This window comes from Branchiibius sp. NY16-3462-2 (assembly GCF_001594145.1).
In the GTDB taxonomy this organism is placed as follows: domain Bacteria; phylum Actinomycetota; class Actinomycetes; order Actinomycetales; family Dermatophilaceae; genus Branchiibius.
In genome coordinates this window covers 200,387-221,592 of the sequence record NZ_LVCF01000040.1, presented here as the reverse complement: position 1 = coordinate 221,592, position 21,206 = coordinate 200,387, and the positions used below count along the sequence as shown (strand labels likewise).

At 68.3% G+C, this 21,206-nt stretch carries 24 protein-coding genes and 1 tRNA gene; 16 read left to right on the top strand and 9 right to left on the bottom strand.

Annotation, left to right across the window (positions count from 1 at the left end; all coding sequences use genetic code 11):
- Positions 1 to 293 precede the first annotated feature (293 nt).
- The 7 genes from AZH51_RS14550 to AZH51_RS14520 all read left to right on the top strand — a co-directional run bounded on the left by AZH51_RS14550 (position 294) and on the right by AZH51_RS14520 (position 8,592).
- Positions 294 to 2,891: an Rne/Rng family ribonuclease gene (locus AZH51_RS14550; RefSeq protein ID WP_291525512.1), complete on the top strand. Its 2,598-nt coding sequence runs from the start codon at positions 294 to 296 to the stop codon at positions 2,889 to 2,891.
- Between the two features lie 119 nt (positions 2,892 to 3,010).
- On the top strand, positions 3,011 to 3,319 hold the full coding sequence (rplU, locus tag AZH51_RS14545; RefSeq protein ID WP_291525510.1) for a 50S ribosomal protein L21: 309 nt from the start codon (positions 3,011 to 3,013) through the stop codon (positions 3,317 to 3,319).
- A 38-nt stretch (positions 3,320 to 3,357) separates the two neighbouring features.
- Positions 3,358 to 3,630: a 50S ribosomal protein L27 gene (gene rpmA / locus AZH51_RS14540; protein WP_291525508.1), complete on the top strand. Its 273-nt coding sequence runs from the start codon at positions 3,358 to 3,360 to the stop codon at positions 3,628 to 3,630.
- 110 nt (positions 3,631 to 3,740) lie between these two features.
- Complete coding sequence (obgE, locus tag AZH51_RS14535; protein WP_291525506.1) at positions 3,741 to 5,300, top strand: GTPase ObgE; 1,560 nt, start codon at positions 3,741 to 3,743, stop codon at positions 5,298 to 5,300.
- Positions 5,287 to 6,438, top strand: coding sequence for a glutamate 5-kinase (gene proB / locus AZH51_RS14530; protein ID WP_291525504.1), 1,152 nt, complete (start codon positions 5,287 to 5,289; stop codon positions 6,436 to 6,438). The genes obgE and proB overlap by 14 nt, the downstream gene beginning before the upstream one ends.
- 30 nt (positions 6,439 to 6,468) lie before the next feature.
- Positions 6,469 to 7,287, top strand: coding sequence for a VTT domain-containing protein (locus AZH51_RS14525; protein ID WP_291525502.1), 819 nt, complete (start codon positions 6,469 to 6,471; stop codon positions 7,285 to 7,287).
- 3 nt (positions 7,288 to 7,290) lie between these two features.
- Positions 7,291 to 8,592, top strand: a complete 1,302-nt coding sequence (locus AZH51_RS14520) for a glutamate-5-semialdehyde dehydrogenase (RefSeq protein WP_291525500.1) — start codon at positions 7,291 to 7,293, stop codon at positions 8,590 to 8,592.
- Here the strand turns inward: AZH51_RS14520 and AZH51_RS14515 are convergent.
- Positions 8,577 to 9,611 carry a glycosyltransferase family 2 protein gene (locus AZH51_RS14515; RefSeq protein ID WP_291525499.1) on the bottom strand — a complete coding sequence of 345 codons (1,035 nt, stop codon included), beginning with the start codon at positions 9,609 to 9,611 and terminating at the stop codon, positions 8,577 to 8,579. The genes AZH51_RS14520 and AZH51_RS14515 overlap by 16 nt on opposite strands.
- Positions 9,612 to 9,699: 88 nt before the next feature.
- On the opposite strand from AZH51_RS14515, the gene AZH51_RS14510 reads away from it, so the two are divergent.
- The 6 genes from AZH51_RS14510 (at position 9,700) to AZH51_RS14485 (ending at position 12,159) form a co-directional block, all read left to right on the top strand.
- Positions 9,700 to 9,888, top strand: coding sequence for a hypothetical protein (locus AZH51_RS14510; RefSeq protein ID WP_291525497.1), 189 nt, complete (start codon positions 9,700 to 9,702; stop codon positions 9,886 to 9,888).
- A gap of 2 nt (positions 9,889 to 9,890) precedes the next feature.
- Positions 9,891 to 10,496 (top strand): nicotinate-nucleotide adenylyltransferase, encoded by a 606-nt coding sequence (gene nadD / locus AZH51_RS14505; protein ID WP_291525587.1) that lies wholly within the window; start codon positions 9,891 to 9,893, stop codon positions 10,494 to 10,496.
- A 28-nt stretch (positions 10,497 to 10,524) separates the two neighbouring features.
- Positions 10,525 to 10,881 carry a ribosome silencing factor gene (gene rsfS, locus AZH51_RS14500; protein WP_291525496.1) on the top strand — a complete coding sequence of 119 codons (357 nt, stop codon included), beginning with the start codon at positions 10,525 to 10,527 and terminating at the stop codon, positions 10,879 to 10,881.
- The gene (locus AZH51_RS14495) at positions 10,878 to 11,501 is read left to right on the top strand and encodes a histidine phosphatase family protein (protein WP_291525494.1); all 624 of its coding nucleotides are present in this window, start codon (positions 10,878 to 10,880) and stop codon (positions 11,499 to 11,501) included. The genes rsfS and AZH51_RS14495 overlap by 4 nt, the downstream gene beginning before the upstream one ends.
- Positions 11,498 to 11,998: a DUF4442 domain-containing protein gene (locus AZH51_RS14490; protein WP_291525492.1), complete on the top strand. Its 501-nt coding sequence runs from the start codon at positions 11,498 to 11,500 to the stop codon at positions 11,996 to 11,998. Before AZH51_RS14495 ends, AZH51_RS14490 begins: the two co-directional genes overlap by 4 nt.
- Positions 11,999 to 12,083: 85 nt before the next feature.
- A tRNA-Ala gene (locus tag AZH51_RS14485) sits at positions 12,084 to 12,159 on the top strand.
- Between the two features lie 25 nt (positions 12,160 to 12,184).
- On the opposite strand, the gene AZH51_RS14480 is transcribed toward AZH51_RS14485, so the two are convergent.
- Positions 12,185 to 12,508 carry a cupin domain-containing protein gene (locus AZH51_RS14480; RefSeq protein WP_291525490.1) on the bottom strand — a complete coding sequence of 108 codons (324 nt, stop codon included), beginning with the start codon at positions 12,506 to 12,508 and terminating at the stop codon, positions 12,185 to 12,187.
- Positions 12,509 to 12,551: 43 nt separating this feature from the next.
- On the opposite strand from AZH51_RS14480, the gene AZH51_RS14475 reads away from it, so the two are divergent.
- Positions 12,552 to 12,998, top strand: a complete 447-nt coding sequence (locus AZH51_RS14475; protein ID WP_291525488.1) for a DUF4234 domain-containing protein — start codon at positions 12,552 to 12,554, stop codon at positions 12,996 to 12,998.
- Here AZH51_RS14475 and AZH51_RS14470 read toward each other — a convergent pair.
- Complete coding sequence (locus AZH51_RS14470) at positions 12,968 to 13,492, bottom strand: XdhC family protein (RefSeq protein ID WP_291525486.1); 525 nt, start codon at positions 13,490 to 13,492, stop codon at positions 12,968 to 12,970. The two genes, AZH51_RS14475 and AZH51_RS14470, sit on opposite strands and share 31 nt — an antisense overlap.
- Positions 13,493 to 13,527: 35 nt before the next feature.
- Here AZH51_RS14470 and AZH51_RS14465 point away from each other — a divergent pair, with 35 nt between their 5' ends.
- Positions 13,528 to 14,145: a 1-acyl-sn-glycerol-3-phosphate acyltransferase gene (locus tag AZH51_RS14465; protein ID WP_291525485.1), complete on the top strand. Its 618-nt coding sequence runs from the start codon at positions 13,528 to 13,530 to the stop codon at positions 14,143 to 14,145.
- On the opposite strand, the gene AZH51_RS14460 is transcribed toward AZH51_RS14465, so the two are convergent.
- On the bottom strand, positions 14,123 to 15,601 hold the full coding sequence (locus tag AZH51_RS14460; protein ID WP_291525483.1) for a PQQ-dependent sugar dehydrogenase: 1,479 nt from the start codon (positions 15,599 to 15,601) through the stop codon (positions 14,123 to 14,125). The genes AZH51_RS14465 and AZH51_RS14460 overlap by 23 nt on opposite strands.
- A gap of 107 nt (positions 15,602 to 15,708) precedes the next feature.
- A complete protein-coding gene (locus tag AZH51_RS14455; RefSeq protein ID WP_291525585.1) occupies positions 15,709 to 17,034 on the bottom strand; it encodes an NAD(P)/FAD-dependent oxidoreductase in 1,326 nt (441 codons plus the stop codon).
- A gap of 78 nt (positions 17,035 to 17,112) precedes the next feature.
- Between AZH51_RS14455 and AZH51_RS14450 the strand changes: the two genes are divergently transcribed.
- Positions 17,113 to 18,690: a Na+/H+ antiporter gene (locus AZH51_RS14450; protein ID WP_291525481.1), complete on the top strand. Its 1,578-nt coding sequence runs from the start codon at positions 17,113 to 17,115 to the stop codon at positions 18,688 to 18,690.
- Here the strand turns inward: AZH51_RS14450 and AZH51_RS14445 are convergent, their stop codons facing one another.
- Genes AZH51_RS14445 through AZH51_RS14430 form a run of 4 tightly spaced genes read right to left on the bottom strand, consistent with a single transcriptional unit; the run spans position 18,691 to position 21,148 of the window.
- Positions 18,691 to 19,743 (bottom strand): PQQ-dependent sugar dehydrogenase, encoded by a 1,053-nt coding sequence (locus AZH51_RS14445; protein WP_291525480.1) that lies wholly within the window; start codon positions 19,741 to 19,743, stop codon positions 18,691 to 18,693. It lies immediately after the preceding gene.
- Between the two features lie 19 nt (positions 19,744 to 19,762).
- Positions 19,763 to 20,320 carry a maleylpyruvate isomerase family mycothiol-dependent enzyme gene (locus tag AZH51_RS14440; RefSeq protein WP_291525479.1) on the bottom strand — a complete coding sequence of 186 codons (558 nt, stop codon included), beginning with the start codon at positions 20,318 to 20,320 and terminating at the stop codon, positions 19,763 to 19,765.
- Positions 20,313 to 20,789 carry an SRPBCC family protein gene (locus tag AZH51_RS14435; RefSeq protein WP_291525478.1) on the bottom strand — a complete coding sequence of 159 codons (477 nt, stop codon included), beginning with the start codon at positions 20,787 to 20,789 and terminating at the stop codon, positions 20,313 to 20,315. Before AZH51_RS14435 ends, AZH51_RS14440 begins: the two co-directional genes overlap by 8 nt.
- Complete coding sequence (locus AZH51_RS14430) at positions 20,786 to 21,148, bottom strand: metalloregulator ArsR/SmtB family transcription factor (RefSeq protein ID WP_291525477.1); 363 nt, start codon at positions 21,146 to 21,148, stop codon at positions 20,786 to 20,788. Before AZH51_RS14430 ends, AZH51_RS14435 begins: the two co-directional genes overlap by 4 nt.
- Between the last annotated feature and the right edge of the window lie 58 nt (positions 21,149 to 21,206).

The following is a 21,206-nucleotide window of genomic DNA, read 5'->3' as shown; positions in this document are numbered from 1 at the left end:
GACCGTATCCACACCGCGGTCGCAGCCCATGCAGGCAGCGTTTCGTTCCCGCCACCCGTCACGATCGGTTCACCGGACGTGTCACGGAGGGTGCTGGCAGCGGCGAACCCGCATGGCATCGCGTCTCCCGGTGCCGCGCAATGCGCGAGCTGGGCTGACGGGATGTAGCAGACGACTTTTTTCCGTCGTGCGCCTTCGGGCGCGTGACGGGTACACCCGCTCCACGGGGACGAGCGAGCCGCAGGCTCTGGAAGGTGTGGGCCCGTCCTTGTGCCGAATGACAAGGAGGGCCAATGGGCCCTTTCGATGCCGAACATCCTGACCAGTCCGACGAACAGGTCGTCGACTCTCCCGAGGCTGAGACCGCCGCGGCTGAGCCGGGCACGGACGCTCCAGAGGCTGAGGCCGCCGAACCCGACGTGGTCGAACCCGACGTAGTGCTGGCCGAACTGCTCCCCGAACCCGAGGACGCGGTCGTCGACGAGATCGTGATCGAGGTCGAGGAGATCCAGATCGCCACCGTCGAGGTCGAGCCCGTCACCTCACCCTTCTCCCACGACGAGGAGCCGGAGGCGGCCGTGCCCCCGGTCGTCGCCCACACCGGAGCGGCCTTCGGTCTGTTGTTCCAGGCCCCCGACCCCGCCAGCGTCCCGCCGCGTCCGGAGCCGCAGGAGGCCGAACCCGAACCGGTGAGCGACGCTCCGCAAGCGCAGGACGAGAGCGACCGACCCGCCGAGACCGAGGACACCCAGGAGGCGAGTACGCCGCGCCGCCGCCGGGGTGGGCGCGGTCGCCGGAGCCGGGCCAAGGACGCCGAGGCCGAGGCGAACGAGCAGGGCGACCAGACCGAGCGGACTGGCAAGAACGCCGACAAGAGCGACAAGAGCACCGACAAGGCCGACGGCGGGCCGTCGGGCGATGAATCGCCCGAGGCCGCGGAGGAGTCCGGCGACGAGAGCGGCTCGAGCCGTCGCCGCACCCGGCGTCGCCGCCGGGGCAACGCCAGCGGGGTGGACGAGGACGGCGTGAAGGTGCGCGCCGCGCGCGATGAAGTCACCTCCATCAAGGGCTCGACCCGGTTGGAGGCCAAGAAGCAGCGCCGCCGCGAGGGTCGGGAGAACTCCCGACGCCGCACCGTGATCACCGAGGCCGAGTTCCTGGCCCGCCGCGAGAGCGTCGAGCGCGTCATGGTGGTCCGCGAGAAGGACGGCATCACCCAGATCGGGGTCATCGAGGACAACGTCCTGGTCGAGCACTACGTCTCCCGCGAGACCCAGCAGGCGACCATGGCCGGCAACGTCTACCTGGGCCGGATCCAGAACGTGCTGCCCAGCATGGAAGCGGCGTTCGTGGACATCGGCCGTGGGCGCAACGGTGTGCTCTACGCCGGTGAGGTCAACTGGGACGCCGCCGGCCTGGACGGGCAGCCCAAGCGCATTGAGCACGCCTTGAAGTCCGGTGAGACCGTCCTGGTGCAGGTCACCAAGGACCCGTTGGGGCACAAGGGTGCCCGGCTCACATCGCAGGTGTCCCTGCCGGGCCGCTTCCTGGTCTATGTGCCGGGCAACTCCATGACGGGGATCTCCCGCAAACTGCCGGACGTCGAACGCGCCCGGTTGAAGAAGATCCTGCGCGAGATCGTGCCCGAGGACGCTGGCGTCATTGTGCGGACCGCCGCCGAGGGTGCTTCCGAGGAGGATCTGCGCGCTGATGTCGAGCGCCTCAAGTCCGAGTGGGAGCACATCCAGCACAAGGCCAAGACCGCGTCGGCGCCGGCCGTGCTGCACGGCGAGCCGGACATGACGATCCGCGTGGTCCGGGACGTCTTCAACGAGGACTTCGCCAAGCTGATCGTCGCCGGGGACACCGAGTGGGACCGGATCAGTGGCTACCTCAACGACGTCGCCCCCGAGCTGGCGCAGCGCGCGCAGAAGTGGACCGGTGAGGTCGACCTGTTCACCACCTACCGGGTCGATGAGCAGCTCGCCAAGGCCCTGGACCGCAAGGTCTGGCTGCCCTCTGGTGGCTCCCTGGTGATCGACCGCACCGAGGCCATGACCGTGGTCGACGTCAACACCGGCAAGTTCGTCGGTTCCGGCGGCAACCTCGAGGAGACGGTCACCAAGAACAACATCGAGGCTGCTGAAGAGATCGTGCGGCAGCTGCGGTTGCGCGACATCGGCGGCATCATCGTCGTCGACTTCATCGACATGGTGCTGGAGTCCAACCGCGACCTGGTCGTGCGCCGCCTGCTGGAATGCCTGGGCCGCGACCGCACCAAGCACCAGGTCGCCGAGGTGACCTCACTGGGTCTGGTCCAGATGACCCGCAAGCGCGTCGGCACCGGTCTGCTGGAGATCTTCTCCGAGAACTGCGAGCACTGCGGCGGACGTGGCGTGATCATCCGCGACACCCCGGCCGACAAACCCAACACCGCCAACGGTGGCGGGATGAGCAACGGCTCGCGCAGCCAGCGCAAGGGCCGCGGCTCCGACGGGCCGAAGAAGAACCGGCAGGAGCAGGACACCGAGCCGGCCAAGCCGAACGGTCCGTCCGCGGCGCAGATCGCGGCTGCTGCCCACGCCGCTGCGGCCAAGAAGACCGGTGACAGCCCGGCAGACGGCCCGGAGCAGGACGTGGCGCAGGACGTGGCGGTCGAGGCTCCGGTCATCGACGCCCCGCAGCACCAGGACCCCGGTGCGGTGACGCCCGAGGCGGCGTCGACGCCGGCCGAGCCGATCGTCGTACCCGAACCGGTCCACGCCAGCCAGCCCGCACCGGTCACCCGGCGCAAGAAGCGGCCCCGTGTTGTGGCCCCGGCCGGGCCGCCGAGCGGAGCCGCCACCGTGAGCACCGTGGACGATTTGGCCGCACCGGCGACCCACCAGTAATCTAGATAGTCGGTGCGCCCACCGAGCCGGTGTCCCTCTCTGTGTCATGCAGAGGACCAGGGGTAGCTACTGGCCGGTCATACCGAGCGAGTGCACCAGAACCGAAAGGCAGTTTCGACGTGTACGCGATTGTTCGCGCAGGCGGTCGCCAGGAGAAGGTCTCCGTGGGCGACGTCCTGACCATTGACAAGGTCGCGGTGTCCGCCGGCGACACCATCGACCTCAAGCCGCTGCTGGTGGTCGACGGTGACAAGGTGACCAGCGACGCCGCCAAGTTGGCGAAGGTGACCGTGAAGGCTGAGGTCGTCGCGGCGACCAAGGGTCCCAAGATCACGATCATCAAGTACAAGAACAAGACCGGTTACCGCAAGCGTCAGGGCCACCGCCAGCCGCTGACCCAGGTCAAGGTCACCGCGATCGAGGCCTGAGGCCCGACGCGAACCACACGAGAAAAGGCTGAGTAGCTATGGCACACAAGAAGGGTGCATCCTCCACCCGTAACGGTCGCGACTCCAACGCACAGCGCCTCGGCGTGAAGCGTTTCGGCGGTCAGCAGGTCAAGGCCGGCGAGATCATCGTCCGCCAGCGCGGGACCCACTTCCACCCCGGCGAGAACGTCGGTCGTGGCAAGGACGACACGCTGTTCGCCCTCACCGCCGGTGCGGTCGAGTTCGGCAGCAAGCGTGGCCGCAAGACCATCAACGTCGTCACCGCGACGCTGGAGCCGCAGGACGCCTGAGCCTGCGACTACCGCATACCGTGACCGGACGGGCTCGAAGCTGACTTCGAGCCCGTCCGTCGTTTCTACAGAGTTTCTACAGACTGAGTTTCTACAGACAAGGAATCCCCGTGGCCACCACCTTCGTCGACCGCGTTGTCCTGCACGTGGCCGCCGGTAGCGGTGGTCACGGTGTTGCCTCCGTGCACCGCGAGAAGTTCAAACCGCTGGGCGGTCCCGACGGCGGCAACGGCGGCAAGGGCGGCAGCGTCATCCTGGTCGCCGACCCGCAGATCACGACCCTGCTGGACTACCACCACAGCCCGCACCGCAAGGCGCCCAACGGCAAACCCGGCGCCGGCGACGAGCGCAACGGAGCCGACGGCGAGGACCTGATCCTGCCGGTGCCCGAGGGCACGATGGTCAAGGACGCGCGTGGTGACGTGCTGGCCGACCTGGTCGGTCCGGGGCAGGAGTACGTCGTGGCCGCGGGTGGCCGTGGCGGTCTGGGCAACAAGGCGCTGGCCTCGCCGCGCCGCAAGGCGCCCGGTTTCGCGTTGCTGGGGGAGCCCGGTGACGAGCGCGAGGTCGTCCTGGAACTCAAGACTCTGGCCGATGTCGCGTTGATCGGCTTCCCGAGCGCGGGCAAGTCCTCCCTGGTGTCGGTGCTGTCGGCGGCCAAGCCGAAGATCGCCGACTACCCCTTCACGACCCTGGTGCCGAACCTGGGGGTGGTCACCGCCGGCTCGGAGCGGTTCACGATCGCCGACGTGCCCGGTCTGATCCCGGGCGCCAGCCAGGGCAAGGGCCTGGGCCTGGAGTTCCTGCGGCACGTCGAGCGCTGCTCGGTGCTGGTGCACGTCATCGACTGCGCGACCCTTGAACCCGGCCGGGACCCGATGAGCGATCTGGACGCCATCGAGCACGAGCTGTCCGAGTACGTCGCGGACGACACCCTCGGGGGCAAACCACTCTCGGAGCGGACCCGCATCGTGGTGCTCAACAAGGCCGATGTGCCCGAGGCGCTGGATCTGGCCGAGATGGTCAAGCCGGACCTGGAGGCCCGCGGCCTGGAGGTCTTCATCGTCAGTGCCGTCGCCCACCGCGGCCTGCGCGAACTCACCTTCGCGCTCGCGCGGCACGTGCGGGAAGCCCGCGCCGAGATCGAATCCGCCGTTGCGATCGCGCCGCGAATCGTGTTGCGGCCCAAGGCTGTTGACGAGTCCGGCTTCCGCGTCCGGGTCGAGCACACCGCTGACGGTGACGTGTTCCGGGTGATTGGCGAGCGCCCCACCCGCTGGGTGCGTCAGACCGACTTCAGCAACGACGAAGCCGTGGGCTACCTCGCCGACCGGCTCAACCGGCTCGGTGTGGAGGACGAACTCTTCAAGGCCGGCGCTGTGCCCGGTTCGACCGTGCTGATCGGCCCGGAGGACAACTCCGTGGTCTTCGACTGGGAGCCGACCATGCAGGCCGGCGCCGAGATGCTGGGCCGCCGCGGCACCGACCTCCGACTGGAAGACACCCACCGCCCGACCCGCGCCGAGAAGCGCGACCAGTTCCACGGTCGCAAGGACGCCCAACGCGAAGCCCGCGAGGAGTTGGCGGCCGAGCGCAAGGCGGGCCTGTGGACCGACCGTGACCCCGTGGAAGTCGACGCCCAGATCGACGCGAGCGATGGCGACGACTGAGCACACGGCGTACGGCGATCCGGCGGCTGTCCGTGCCCGGATCGCCGGTGCCTCGCCGCTGGTCGTCAAGGTCGGCTCGAGTTCGCTGACCCGCGCGACCGGTGGGCTACTGCCCGAGAAGCTGGAGGCGCTCGTCGCGGCGCTCGCGGCGCGGCACGCTGCCGGCTCTGGCGTGGTGCTGGTTTCCTCCGGAGCGATCGCCACCGGGATGACGCCGTTGGGTCTGCGTCGCCGCCCCCGGGATCTGGCGACCCAGCAGGCGGCCGCCAGCGTGGGGCAGGGAGCCCTGCTCGCGGCGTACGACCGGGCTTTTTCCGCCCATGGGATCATCACCGGGCAGGTGCTGCTGACCGCGGACGACGTGACGCGGCGGGGGCACTACACCAACGCTCGGCGCACGCTGGAGCGGTTGCTCGCGCTCGGCGTGGTGCCGATCGTCAACGAGAACGACACGGTCGCGACCCAGGAGATCCGGTTCGGTGACAACGACCGGCTCGCCGCGCTGGTCGCGCACCTGATCGACGCGGAGGCGTTGGTGCTCCTGTCCGACGTGGACGCGCTTTACGACGGTCCGCCGTCGACACCCGGTACGGCGCGGATCCCGTTCGTACCCGGACCCGAGGCGATTGCCGGGGTCGACATCGGGGGAGTAGGCACCGGGGTCGGCACCGGCGGCATGCTCACCAAGGTGGAGGCCGCCACGATCGCGACGTCCGCCGGCGTGCCCACGCTGCTGACCAGTGCGGCCAATGCCGCTGCGGCGCTGACGGGGCAGGACGTGGGGACGGCGTTCGCGCCGACCGCGGCGCGCGGCCGGGCGCGACGGTTGTGGATCGCGCACGCGACCACCCCCCAGGGCCGGTTGGTGCTGGATGCTGGTGCGGTGGCCGCGGTGACGCAGCGCGGCAAGTCCCTGCTGCCCGCCGGGATCAAAGCCGTCGAGGGAACCTTCGCGGCCGGTGACCCCGTTGATCTGGTGGACGAAGCCGGGACCCGGGTCGCTCGCGGGTTGGTGTCTTACGATTCCCGGGAACTGCCGGGTCTGCTCGGACGTCGCACCAAGGAACTGGCGGCGACGCTCGGCCCGGAGTACCACCGCGAGGTCGTGCACCGCGATGACCTCGTGCTGCTGCCCTGACATGATCTGTTCCGATCCGGAAGGTCCCGCATGACCAGCGAGAACCCCGCAGCCAAGCGGGAGTGGTGGGACGACCCGAAACTGCCCTGGAGCGGTAAGCCCACCCGTAAGGAACTGTGGTGCTGGTCGGCGATCGCGTTGGTGGGCGTCTACGGCATCGTGATGATCCCGTTGCGCCCGATCATCCTGGGTCTGAACACCTGGGCGCTGGCCGCGGTGACCGGGTCCAACATCGCCATGGTCGACATCGGCGCGAAGGCGGCGCTGGGGGAGACGCACTGGTGGTGGCTGGGGCTGCTGGCGGCTGCCCTCACCTCCATCAAGTTCGACTGGATCTGGTGGTGGGCCGGCCGGTTGTGGGGGCACAACCTGATCGAGGTGATGAGTGGCCGTTCGCGGTGGGCAGCGCGCACCGGGCGGTACGCCGAGAACCTGGCCCGGCGGTTCGGCTCGTTCGCGATGATCGCCTGCTGGTTCGTGCCGTTCCTGCCCTCGGCCATCGTCTACGCGTTCGTCGGCGACGTGGGGATGCGGCTGCGCAAGTTCCTGCTGCTGGACTTCATTGCGGCGGTCCTCTATCGGGGCCTGTGGATGTACCTCGGCTTCCGGATCGGTCAGCCGGCGAAGGACTTCGTCAGCGTGCTGGCCAAGTACAGCTTCTACATCAGCATCGTGGCCCTGGTCCTGGTGATCGGTTCCGTGCTGTGGCGCAACAGCCGCGGTGGCGGCGGCACGCAGGTCCTCTCCGAGGACGCCATCGCCTCCGATATCGCCGTGGACGAGGTCCGGGAGGGGCTGCGCACGGAACGGGACGGACAGGACGAGCCCGGCGATCGCCGTACGCTATAGGGCATGACATTGGTGACTGAGGCGCCCGCGGACGCCCAGCAGGAGTCGGTACGCCGCGTGCACGAGGTGGCGCGGCGCGCCCAGACCGCGGCGGCGGACCTGGCGCTCGCCACCCGGGCGGACAAGGACGCGGCGCTGGAGGCGATGGCGCAGGCGCTGGTGGTCCACACCGAGGAGATCGTCGCGGCGAACGCTGCCGACCTCGAGCGCGGCCGCGCCGAGGGGATGAATGCCGGTCTGCAGGACCGGTTGCGCCTGACCCCTGAGCGGATCGCGCAGATCGCGGGGGCGGTGCGCGAGGTGATCGCGCTGCCGGACCCCGCCGGTGAGGTGCTGCGGGGTTCGACGCTGCCCAACGGTCTGCAGATCCGCCAGGTCCGCGTGCCGATGGGCGTCATCGGGATGATCTACGAGTCGCGGCCCAACGTCACCGCCGACGCTGCGGCGCTGGGCGTCAAGAGCGGCAACGCGATGATCCTGCGCGGCGGTTCGGCAGCGGCGCAGTCCAACGCGGTGATCGTGGCGGCGCTGCGGTCGGCGTTGGCCGCCCACGGATTGCCCGCGGACAGCGTCCAACTGCTCGACGGTGGCCGCGAGGACGTGACCTCATTGATCACCGCGCGTGGTCTGGTCGACCTGGTGATCCCGCGGGGTGGCGCCGGTCTGATTCAGACGGTCGTGCTGGGCGCGACCGTGCCGGTGATCGAGACCGGGATCGGCAACGTGCACGTCTACGTGGACTCCGCCGCCGACCTGGTCATGGCCCGCGAGATCGTCATCAACTCCAAGCTGCGGCGCACCAGCGTCTGCAACGCGGCCGAAACGCTGCTGGTGCATTGCGATGTGGCGGCCACTTTTCTGCCCACGATCCTCGGTGACTTCGCCGGCCGCGAGGTGCGCCTGCACCTGGACGAGCGCGCCGGGGTCGTGGCTCGTGACACCGGTGTCGGGTATGAGCCGGCGACGGATGAGGACTGGCGCACCGAATACCTCGACGCGGAGATCGCTGTCGGAGTCGTGGATTCGGCCGACGCCGCCATCGAACACATCAACGCCAACGGCAGCCGGCACACCGAGGTCATTGTCACCGAAAACCGTGCGGCGGCAAGGCGGTTCGTCGCTCGGGTGGATGCAGCGGTTGTCGCCGTGAACGCCTCGTCAGCCTTCACCGACGGCGGCCAGTTCGGGATGGGCGCCGAGATCGGCATCTCCACCCAGAAGCTGCACGCCCGCGGTCCGATGGCCCTGCCGGAGCTCACCAGCACCAAGTGGGTGCTGGAGGGAGACGGTCAGATCCGGTCCTGAAGGATCTCCTGGGTGATCGGCAGTTCGACGTGCTCGGGCAGTGGTAGGTCGGCGGTGTCTGCGGCCGGCGTGCCCTTGTGCAACTCCGAGCTCAACGAGTCGTAGCCGATGTAGTACGAGGGGCGTCCTTGTTGCTGGAGATACACCCGGCCGACGTACTCCCCGAGGATGCCCAGGCACAGCAGCTGCGCTCCGGCGAACAACGAGACCACCACGACAGAGGAGGTCCATCCGGGTGCGTTGTCACCCATGATCTTGCCGATGATCGCCCAGACCAGCAGGGCCATCGCCAGCACGAAGCCGCCGATCCCGAACCAGGTCGCCAGTCGCAGCGGCGCCATGGAGAAACCGGTGACCGAATCCAGGCTGAGCTTCAGCATCTTGGACAGGGGATATTTCGAGTCGCCGGCGGCGCGATGCTCGCGGCGGTAACCGACTTCGGTGGCGGGGAAACCCAGGGTGGGCACGACCAGGCGCAGCACCCGGTTGGCCTCCGGCAGCGTGTTCACCGCATCGACGGTGGCGCGGGACATCAACCGGAAGTCACCTGCGTCCAACGGGGCCTCGACCCCTGAGATCCGCCGCATGAGCCGGTAGAAGAGGCCCGCCGTGTGGCGCTTGAACGGTGAGTCGGTGCTGCGATCGGTACGTACGCCGTACACCACGTCCACGTGTTGGTTCAGCGCAGCGTCGATCATCTCGGCGATTGTTTCCGGCGGATCCTGCAGGTCGGCATCGATCGTCACGACCCATTCACCCCGGGCCCGCTCCAGGCCCGCCGAGATCGCAGCCTGGTGCCCGGCGTTCGCCCGCAATCGAACAATGCGCAGCTGCGGCCACTGCCGGCGCAGTCGCTCGAGGATGGCGGCACTGGTGTCCGTGGAGCCGTCGTCGACGGTCAGGACCTCATACGTACGGCCCAGTCCATCGAGCACCGGCCGGAGCCGATCGACCAGGAGCGGGAGGACGTCTTCCTCGTTGTACACGGGGACGACCACAGTCAGGAACATCGAACTCATGATGCTCGCAAGAGTAGCGGCCGGAGCTTACAGAACGTCGAATGCCGGGCGCCACGCGTACGTGACGGGTCACCGATACGATGTGGCCATGTCATCGTCCCTGGTTTCGCTGGCTCAGGCCGTGCCCAAACTCGAAGAGAACGAACTGCCGATGCCGCACTGGGCGTACGGCGTCCTCGGGCTCCTGTTCTTCGCAGCCCTCCTCGGGGTGCTGTGGTTCTTCCGCCGCACCGTGGGCAAGGGCATTCCGCAGGACCACAACAGGCAAGGGCACTGACCCTGCGTCTCGGGGTGATGGGTGGGACGTTCGACCCCATCCATCACGGTCACCTGGTCGCGGCCAGCGAGGTCCAGTCGCTCCTGGACCTCGATGAAGTGGTGTTCGTCCCCACCGGCCAGCCGTGGCAGAAGAGCGAGCGCGAGGTGGCGCCCGCCGAGCACCGATACCTCATGACCGTGATCGCAACGGCCTCCAACCCGCGCTTCACGGTCAGCCGGGTGGACATCGATCGGCCTGGACCGACGTACACCCTGGACACCCTCACCGACCTGCGCGAGCAGCGACCCGACGCGGAACTGTTCTTCATCACCGGCGCGGACGCGCTGGCGCAGATCGTGTCCTGGAAGGGCGTCGACCAGTTGTGGGACCTGGCGCAGTTCATCGGTGTCACCCGCCCCGGGTACGAGCTGACCGGATCCGGCCTGCCCGCCGACCGTGTCGTGTTGAAAGAAGTGCCCGCAATGGCGATCAGCTCCACCGGGGTGCGCGAACGGGTCCGCTACGGACACCCCGTCTGGTACCTCGTGCCGGACGGCGTCGTGCAGTACATCGCCAAACACTCGCTGTACCGGCCCGGGGACACCGACCCCGTCGCCGACATCTGATCCACACCGTGCAACAGCAGGAGGGGTAGTGGCCGCAACGCAGCGCGCCATCGATCTGGCCAAGGCCGCAGCAGCCGCCGCCGATGAGAAGGTGGCCAGCAGTGTCATCGCGATCGACGTCAGCGACCAGTTGGCGCTGACAGACGTGTTCGTCGTGGCCGCGGCCGACAACGAGCGCCAGGTCTCGGCCATCGTCGACGGCATCATCGAGCGGATGCACGAGCTGGGCGTCAAACCGATCCGCCGCGAGGGACAACGCGACGATCGCTGGGTCCTGCTGGACTTCGGCGACATCGTGGTGCATGTGCAGCACGAGGAGGAGCGAGAGTTCTACGCGCTCGACCGGTTGTGGCGGGACTGTCCGACGATCGACCTTTCGGCATGACGTCATCATCGAACCGGCGGCTGATCATCTGGCGGCACGGGCAGACGACGTACAACGCCGAGGGGCGCTGGCAGGGGCAACTCGACGTACCGCTGTCCGAGTTGGGTCAGGAGCAGGCGCGGGCAGGTGCCCGGGCGCTGCTCGCCTACGACATCGACGCGATCTGGTCCTCGGACCTGTCGCGGGCATCGGCGACGGCCGAGGCGCTCGCGGAACTGGTGGACCTGCCGATCGCCTACGACAAGCGTTTCCGGGAGATCGACGCCGGGTCGTGGTCGGGTCTGACCGCGGCAGACGTCAAGGAGAAGTACGCCGATCTGCAGGTCCGCGTCGAAGCAGGCGAGGACCTGCCCCGCGGCGGCGACGGCGAGACGTTGACCCAGGTGATGCAGCGCGCCCAGGAGGCGGCGTTGGAGTTGCTGCCGACGCTGCCCGAGGGCGGCACCGCCGTGATCGCGACGCACGGGATGTGTGGGCGCGCCCTGACCGCGGCCCTGGTCGGCCTGACCCAGAAGCAGGCGTGGCTGGCCTTCCGCGGTCTGTCCAACTGCCATTGGGGTTCGGTGATCGAGGGTGCGCACGGCTGGCGCATCGAGACCTGGAACGCGGGGGCCCGGTGAGCACCGCGGGTGTCTACTCCGCCCGGCCGCGGGTCTCGCCGCGGCTGCTGCGGATCGGGTTGAACCTGTACCCGCCGCTGCTCGGCGCGGGCATCCGGGTGCTGTCGATCGAGCCGGACTGGTCCTCCTGCTCGGTGGCGCTGAAGCTGACCCGGTGGAACAAGAATCAGCAAGGTACGGCGTTCGGTGGCTCCATCGGTGCCATGTCCGATGCGTTCTTCGCGATGCTGCTGATGGGTCAGCTCGGGCCGGCATACAACGTGTGGGACTCGCAGGCGCACATCGACTACCGATCACCAGGTATCGCAACGGTTTTCGGTCGTTTCGACATGCCCGCGGCGGCCGTTGCGGAGATCCGTGCGGCGGCGGCTTCGGGGGAGAAGGTGCTGCGTTGGTTCGAGACGGATCTGACGCTGAAGGACGGCACGGTGGTGGCCTCGGTGCGGCGTCAGGTATACGCCCGCAGGAAGAAGGAGCGCGCGGTGGTGGCGGCGTGATGCCCGCGTGCGCCGATTTGGTCCGAGCGGCTGCGGCTGAGTAAGGTAAGGCGGTCGCCAGGGCACACCGGCGGCACTCCTACACGGGGCATTGGCGCAGTTGGTAGCGCGCTTCCATGGCATGGAAGAGGTCAGGGGTTCGAATCCCCTATGCTCCACCACAGGCTGGCGGCGGGTTGCCCGCTGTTATGCCAGGTAGATCTTGCGGAGGGTCTCGCGGACGGTCCAGGTGGTGTGTTCGCCGTCGTACAGTCGAACCACTGAGCCCGGGTGAAGTTCAAGCGTCGTACCGTCCTCGAATCGCACGCTGGCCGATCCGGACAGCACCACGAAGACCTCATCGGTCTCGACATCGGTGCAGACTCCGGGCGTCATCTCCCAAACGCCGACTTCGTTGTCCCCGAGCGTGGTGAGTGCTACCGATCCCGCCAAGGGACTGCCCTCGACGACGTCGTCAGCCTCGAGAGGCTCGAGCGGTATGGCCTGAGGTACTGCCAGTTCGTGGTTCACAATCTGGATTGTCCCCGAAGATCGATCACGTAGTTTTCTCCCTATGACCGACTACTCGGGGTACTCCAACTACCCACCGCCGCCATCTCAGCAACCTGGTCCTTATGGTTGGGCAGCCCAGCCGGGGCCACCGTTCGTGGCGGGCAAGGTCCGCTCGACAGGAATGTGCTTCCTGTGGATGGTCGTGACCCTGGGTTTCTACTCCTGGTACTACTGGTACTGCGTCCACGATGAATTGAAGACCCAGCGCGGCGGCCGTGGGTTGGGCGGGGGTCTGGCTCTGGTGCTAGCGATCTTCTTCCCGATCGTCCTGTACTTCATGACTCCGGACGAGGTCGGTAACGCCAGCGCGGAGCGCGGCTTGGGCAGACCGGTCAGCGCAATCTACGGACTGTGGGTGTTCCTGCCGCTCATCGGCAACATCGTCTGGTTCATCCAGGTCAACGACGCCTTGAACCGTTACTGGCGCTCGCTGGGCGCCGTCGGCTGAGCGCTGCCTGCCCGCATCGGACCGCCGGGTCGGTCGTTCCAGGTCGCCACCACCTCGGCCAGGATCGAAAGTGCAATGGCTCCAGGGGTTTTCCCGCCGATGTTCAGTCCGGCCGGTAGGTGCAGCCGCTCCAGGTCGGCCTCGGTTACACCCTCGGATCGCAACTCGTCGAGTACGGACGCGCTGCGCTGACGGCTGGCCAGCATCGCGACGTACCCGCATCCGGCCGCCAGAGCGTCGCGCAACACCCGTGGGGCGTCGGGTGCATCGTGGTCGCACAACACGACCGCGTCGGAAGGTGAGGGGGAAAGGGACTCGACGGCCGCCGTACCCGCTCCGCCCTCGTCGACACTGACGACGACGGCCCCTACACCGATGACCTCAGCCAGCCCGACCAACGCGGTCGAGATGGGGTTCTCGGTCAGCATGATGAGTCGGTGGTCGGTGCCCGCGTCGTCGACCCACGGTTGTTCGCGACCGTTGTTCTGCGCCATCGCTCCAGCCTAGGACGGTGGATAGAGTCAAGGACGTGAGTCGTCCAATGCCGGTCCGTCGTTCCGTAACCCGAGGTCTGCTGAAAGCCACCCGGTGGCGCCTGGTGGGCGAGATGCCGGACACCGGGATCATGGTGGGGGCGCCGCATACCTCAGCCTGGGACTGGGCCGCGATGCTGGCGATCGCCTGGGCAAGCTCCCGCCGGCCGCAGGTGCTCATCAAGAGCAGTTATTTCAACGGTCCCGCTGGCGCGATCCTGCGGCGCACCGGCGGCATCCCGCTGGATCGCGCCAACCCCGGCGACACGATCCGTGCGCTGCTGGCGGAGGCCAAGGGCTCCGACTCGTTCCTGCTGGTGATCGCAGCGGAGGGCACCCGCAGCAAAGGGGAGTACTGGAAACCGGGCTTCCTGCGGATCTCGTTGCAGACCGGGCTGCCGGTGACCCTGGGATTCATCGACGGGCCGACCCGCACCCTCGGCATGGGCCCGACCTTCACGCCCACCGGCGACGTCGCCGCCGACATGGATTTCGTGCGCGCCTTCTACGCCGACAAGTACGGAGTCCACCCGGAGAATCGCACCGAACCACGCCTGCGGGAAGAACTCACGGGCTTCCCGGAGCAGCGCGCTAGCGCAGGTCAACTCGAATAAGCTTCTCGCTGCTGTTGTTCGGCGTGCTGTCGCGGTCGTTGGTGGTGGTCAACCACAGGTCGCCGCCCGGAGCGCGTTCTACCGTCCGCAGCCGACCGTAGGTTCCCACGAAGTACTGCTGGACATTCACCATCGAGGACCCGGAGATCTCGCCGCGATAGAGCCGTTCGCCGCGCGCACACGCGACGTAGATCGCGTTCCCCACGATCGTCAGGCCACTGCAGGAGCCCGCCGATGTCGGGTACGTCCGCTTCGGCGCGATCAACGAACCGCCGCAACTACCCGTCGTACCCTCGCACTGCGGCCAGCCGTAGTTGCCGCCCCGCACGATCAGGTTGGTCTCGTCCATCACGTTGTTGCCGAACTCCTGCTCCCACAGCCGGCCCTGGCTGTCGAAGGCAAGACCCTGCGGATTGCGGTGCCCGTAGCTCCAGATGTAGTTGTTGAACGGATTGCCGGCAGGGATGCCACCGGTGCGGGTCATACGCAGGATCTTGCCGTTGAGCGAGCCGGCACCGGTCAACCGCTGCGCGTTGGCCCCATCGAGGGCGTCGCCCGTAGAGACGTAGAGCATGCCGTCCGGGCCGAACCGCAGCCGGCCACCATTGTGGTAGATGTTGCGCTTGATCCCGGTGAGCAACGTCTGCATCGATGAGGTGCTCAAGGTGTTGCCTGAGAAACGGATTCGCGCAACGCGGTTATCCGATGCTGACGTGAACATCACGTACACCCAGGGATCCCGTGCGAAGTCTGACGCGATCGCGAGGCCGAGGACACCGCCCTCACCTCCGGTGCTGACCGCGCCCGGGACGGTGCCCACGACGGTCTTACTACCGGTCGCCGGGGAGAACCGGACGATCTGGTGGGCGTCCCGTCGGCTGTAGAGCAACGTGCCGTCCGGCAGCGTCACCAGACCCCACGGGATGTCCGGATCGGTGGCGATGACGGTGGCGCCGCACACGGCGTTGCTGCACGCGACGGTGCCGCCGCTCCACGATTGATTCGCGGCGCCGTGGCAGCGGTAGACGATCACCGGTGTCGTCGAACGGGTGGCCGCGCCGCGCACGTCCAAGCACAGGCCGGTGGCCCGGTTGATGATCGAGGAGTTACTGCCGCGGGACCACTTCTGGCCGGCGCTGTCGTTGCAGTTGGCCACTCCCGGTCTACTGCCGCTGGCGCCGGTCGCGGTCAGGCACATCGCGTCGTCGTACACGCGCAGGTCTCCGGCAGACGTCAGGTGCCAGCGCTGGTTGGCACCCCCGTGGCATGGGTAGATGATCACCCCGGCACCGGTCGCCCGGGAAGCCCCGCCCACGTCGAGGCACATCCCGGTCTGAGCGCTCTTGATCGCGCTACCGGTCAACGCCTGCGCCGTCGGTGGGAACGCGGCCAGCAGCGAGAGGACGAGCGCCGCGAGCACCGCGACGACGGACACTTGACGATAGCTGCGGCCCATAGCGACTCCTGGCGACGGTGGCGGAGCCGCACGACGTCGTCAGCGACCTTCCGTTATCGCGACGATAAGCCTGCCCGGCCGCCCGTGGCAGCCCCCCTGGGAATGGCTCAGGGCCGCCACAGGTCGCTGTACGCCGGGGTGCGGCCCAGGAGGTTGGCGGCGGCTCGGTGCCCCGAGCACATCGCCGCTGTCACGGTGGCCGGGTCGTCGGTCCAGGTAGCTTCGCCGGCCAGGTGCAGCACGCCGTCCCCGATCGGGGTGGCCAACGTGTCGTGGTCGGCAGGGGAGCCGCCCACCCGTAGGTACGCGTACGAGCCGCGCGCGAATTCGTCGTCACGCCAACGGGTTACGTCGACGTACCGGGGCGACGGGACGTCGCCGTAGATCTCCCGCAGCGACTCCAGCACCGACTCGGCGATCTGTTCATCCGACCACGATCGCACCGCCTGCGCGCACGGTCCGGCCGCGAACGTCAGCAGCGTCGGTTCTCCGTGCAACCGGGTCAGGTCGTAGAAGGAGTGCCACCAGCGGGCCGCGGGACCTTGCCGTCGTACGGCGTACACGTCCTGGTCCCAGAAACGGTCGTCGAACCGCAGGAAGACCTTCTCGAAATCGTTCATCGCCAGGTTCGCCAGCGCGCCCGTCACCTCGGGAGGCAGGGGCGGTGATATGGCCAGCGCTCCTGACTGCAGAACGCCGACAGGGACCGTCACCACGACGTGCCGTGCATCCAGACTCAGGTCTGCCGTGATCACCCGGGCGCCGGAGGTTGACCACTCGATCCGGGTGGCCACCTGTCCGAGCCGGATGTCCAGCCCGGTCGCCAGTCCCGTTGCCAGCTGGTCGTATCCGTCCGGAAAGACCACCTCGTCACCGTTGGTCTGGTCGTCGTCCAGACCGTGTGCGTCCATGTCGGCGATCCACACGCCGTACTGCTCCTCGGTGCGATGTTGCAGGAACTCCCGCACCCGGTCCGCTCGCTCCGGCGCCCAGTCCAGGGCGCCGAGCGCGCGCTCGGCCAGATCGGCGTACGACGATCCGGGGCCCACCGACGCAAGCAGGACCCCCAGCCGCTCGTCAACGGTCCTCACATCTTGGATGAACGCATCGGCCTGCTCATCGCTGAGCCGGTCCCCGTCAGGCCCGTAGTAGGCGATCGGCCGGCCACCGGCCTGATAGCTGCCGACGGTGAACTCGGCCGCCCGCATCCCCAGAGCCTGCGTCGCCGCCCAGACCGGACCGTCATCGATACCGTGGATCCACGACGCGCCCAGATCGGTGATGCGGCCGTCAGCGCGAGCCGTGTGCAGCCGGCCGCCGATCCGGTCCCGGGCCTCGAGCACGACTACACGTCGGCCCGCATCCGTGAGCAGGCGGGCAGTGGTCAGGCCGCTGACGCCTGCCCCCACCACGACGGTGTCGATACGGTCCATCACCCCTGCAGTGTGCCAAAGCGACTGCGGCCTGGACGCTCGTGCCAGCCTTATCCCAATTGCGGCGAGAGGAGCCCCGTGTTCGGTCTGGAGTTGATCGTCGTTCTCGGCGTCGCGCTGCTGCTGTCTGGTGCCCTGGCCCGGCGGTATCCGGTCGCCCCCGCCATCCTGCTGTTGCTGGCCGGGATCGTCATCGGCTTCGTGCCGCGGTTCCGCGAGGCGCAACTGCCGCCCGAGGTCGTGCTGCTGGTCTTCCTCCCCGCACTGCTGTACTGGGAGAGCCTGACCACCTCCTTGCGCGAGATCCGCTCCAACCTGCGGGTGGTCGCTCTGCTCAGCACCGCGCTCGTCGTCCTGACCGCCGGAGCCGTCGCCTGGGTCGCGCACCTGCGCGGTCTGCCGTGGGGTCCCGCGTGGGTGCTCGGTGCGGCCGTCGCGCCCACGGACGCCACAGCCGTCGGGGTGCTGGCCCGGGCGCTGCCGCGTCGCACCGTCACGGTGCTCAAGGCCGAGAGTCTGGTCAACGACGGCACGGCGCTGGTGATCTTCGCGGTCGCCGTCGGTGTCACGGTCGGGCAAGAGACGTTTGCCCCGTCGCATGTGACCTGGCTGGTCGCGCTGTCCTACGTCGGTGGCGTCCTGGCCGGCCTGGTCATCGGCTGGCTCAGCAGCACCGTCCGCGCACGGATCAGCGACCCGACGCTGGAGAACATCGCCGTGCTGGTGACACCGTTCGCGGCCTTCCTGCTCGCCGAATTGATCGGCGCCTCAGGCGTTCTGGCTGTGGTCACCTGTGGGCTGTGGATCAGCCAGAGCTCACCGCGCATCACCAGTGCGGCGGCCCGCCAGCAGATGATGGGCTTCTGGTCCCTGGCCACCACCGTGCTCAGCAGCGCGCTGTTCGTTCTGGTCGGCCTGCAAGCCCAGTCCGCGATCCGCAACCTGCGCAGCGAGTCCTACGAAGGGGCTGTCATCGACATCCTCCTGGTCGCTGGCGTCGTGATCGGGACCCGGTGGGTGTGGACCTACACCACGCCGTACGTTCTCCGGTTGTTCGACCGGCGCGCCTCCCAGCGGGCCCGGCGGGTCGGCGCCCGTCAGCGGATGGTGACGGCCACGGCCGGCTTCCGCGGGGCGGTCTCGCTGGCGGTGGCCCTCGCCATCCCGGAGCGACTTGATTCCGGCGAGCCGTTCCCCGGGCGGGACCTGATCATCGTCATCACCTGCGGGGTGATCGTGCTGACGCTGCTGCAGGCGCTGTTGCTGCCGCTCATCGTGCGGGTCGCCCGGCTGCCTGAGGACACCTCGGTGGAAGAGGAGCGCAAGCTGGCCGAGACCACCACTGCCGACGCGGCGTACGACGCGATCGACGAGATCGCAGCCGACCTCGGCAGCGACCAGCACGTCATCGACCGGGTGCGACACGAGATGGAGAAACGCCGCCGGCTGCTGTCCGCGGCCGATGACGGCGATGACGCCCTGGTCCAGCACCACGACCAGTACACCGCGCTGCGGCTGGCGTTGCTGGCCCGCGAACGCGAGACGCTGATCCAGTTGCGTGACGAGCGGCAGATCGACGACATCGTGTTGCGGCAGGTGCAGGCGCGCCTGGATCTCGATGAGGTGCGCCTGTCGCGGTCCGCTCCCGCCGAGTGATCAACTCACCGGCGTCGACAGGATCCGGTCATCACCCTCGCGGGGTTCGCCGCGGCCGTCGGTGTTGTTGGTCAGCACCCAGAGCCGCCCGTCCGGAGCGGCCGCGACGTCCCGCAACCGGCCGAATTGCCCGGTCCAGATCGATTGGGATTGAGTGGGATTGGCTACAGGTACGGCGCGTAGCCGCTCTCCGCGCAGGTTGGCTAGGTAGATGGTCCCGCCAGCGATCGTGAGCCCGCTGGGACTGGCTTCCTCCGTCGGCCATTGCTGCACCGGACTCACGAACCGCTCGTCGTCACTGCGGCCTTCGACCACCGGCCACCCGTAGTTGCCGCCCTTGCGGATCACGTTGAGCTCATCCCAGGTGTTCTGCCCGAACTCCGAGGCGTACATCGTGCCGTCCGCTGCCCAGGCCATGCCCTGCACGTTGCGATGGCCGTAACTCCACACCGGTGATCCCGGGAACGGGTTGTCGGCCGGAACCTCACCGGTGCCGGTGATGCGCAGGATCTTGCCACCCAGATAGTCCCGATCCTGGGCCCGTTCGCGCTGCTGGGCATCGCCGACGCTGACGTAGAGCATGCCGTCCGGTCCGAAGGCCAAACGGCCGCCGTTGTGCGTTCCGGAGGACGGTAGTTCCGACAGGATCGTCACCGGGTCGCCCAGGCGGAGCGCGCCTGCGGACCCGGTCACGTCGTACCACTGCACGCGGTTGCCGCCCTCACCGGTGGAGTAGACGAACAGCCGCTGATCAGCCGGGTCGACCGCCAGACCGAGCAGGCCACCTTCTCCGCCGTGAACGACTCCGCCCACTGTTCCGATCGGCCGCTTCGAACCGTCTGAGCCCAGTTCAAGGATGCGGCCCGTGTCGCGCTCGCTGACCAGAGGCACGCCACGCCACCAGACCATCGACCACGGCGACTCGAGCCCGCTGACCACTTCGGTCGGCGTACTCCGCACGACGCCGGAGCTGCTGGGTGAGGGCGACGGCGATGACGTGCAGCCGCCCAACACCAGGGCAGTGGCGACGACCAGCGCTGGCAAGCCTCTCATCGGCCAAGCCTAGGTGGCGTCACCGCACCGGCCCCCACGATGGATCGCGCCCGATGAAGCCCATCAACCGGGCCACGCCGCCAGCGTCGTCGGCGACGGTGACCTTGGGGCCGTACTGGCCGGATTGGCGCAGCATCTTGTCCAGTGGTTCCATCCCGGCCAGCAGGGCGGCGCACTCGGCGTCGTCGAGTCCGTCATCCTGACCGGTGGCGCGAGCCAGGTCCCACGTGTGCATCAGCACATCGGTGGTGTAGTAGCGGTCGATCGCCTCGGGCAGTGGGCAGGATGGGATCATCGGGTGCGCGAACGTCCGCGACACGTTGTGCGGGTCGTCGAGCAGTGCCTGCACGCTGGCAGACTGCTGCTCCCACGCCGCAACGGGTCCCTTGAGCGCAGGCGTCCACTCGATGCCCGAACCGGCGAGCAAGAACGGTGGGAACCATTCGATGAGATGGCTGACCACGTCGGCCGCTGTCCAGCCGTCGACCGGCGACGGCGCCGACCAGTCGCTCGCGCCGCGGGTCAGCGCCCCGAACCGGGCGGCGACGATGCGATGCCGGGTGGCCACATCAGTCATCGCTGCCGCCGAGCAGTCGGTCGAGCTTGGCGTAGCCCTCTTCGACGCCGGTCTCCATGCCGGAGGCCAGCCAGGCGTCCCGCGCCTCGAAGCTGTCGCACAGCGACGTGGCGTGCAGGCGGGTGGCGCGGTCGCCCAGTTCTTCGAACCGCAGCGTCTCCAACGCCACTTGCTCCGGCATGCCCTCGAACGTGAAGGTCTGGACGATGCGGTCCGGCCCGACGGTGTGGAAGCAGCCGCGGAAGGCGAACTCCTCACCGTCGCGTGTCGAGACGTAACGCCACTCACCGCCATCGCGGGCGTCCCAGGCAACGATCCGGGTCTGCAGACTGGCCGGCCCGACCCATTGGGCGAACAGGTCGGGGTCGGTGTGGGCGCGCAGCAACTGCGCCGGGGTCGCGGCGAAGTCGCGGGTGATGTGGATCGCCGGCACGGCGGCGTCGGCGGCGATGGACGTGGTGATGGTCATGAGACCTGCTCCTTGGATCCGGTGGGCGATGGGTCGTCGGTGATCGCGGCAAGGACCGCGTCGAGGCGCTGGTAGCGTGCCTCGGCCTCGCGGCGGTACCGCTCGATCCACTTCGTCATCAGGTCGAAGACCTGGGCCTCGAGATGGACGGAGCGCCGCTGGGCATCGGGCGTCTTGGTGACCAGCCCGGCGCGCTCAAGCACCTTGAGGTGTTTGGAGATCGCCTGCACGCTGACCGCGTAGGGCTCGGCCAGTTCGCCGACAGTGGCGTCTCCGGCGGCGAGGCGGGCGACGATGTCACGGCGGGGCGGGTCCGCGAGGGCGGCAAAGGCTTGGTCGAGCGGGTCGAGCTCGGTCATGGGTAGATCCTCAACTGATTGGTTGAATACACCGTAGCGCGGGGCCAGGGTGTTATCA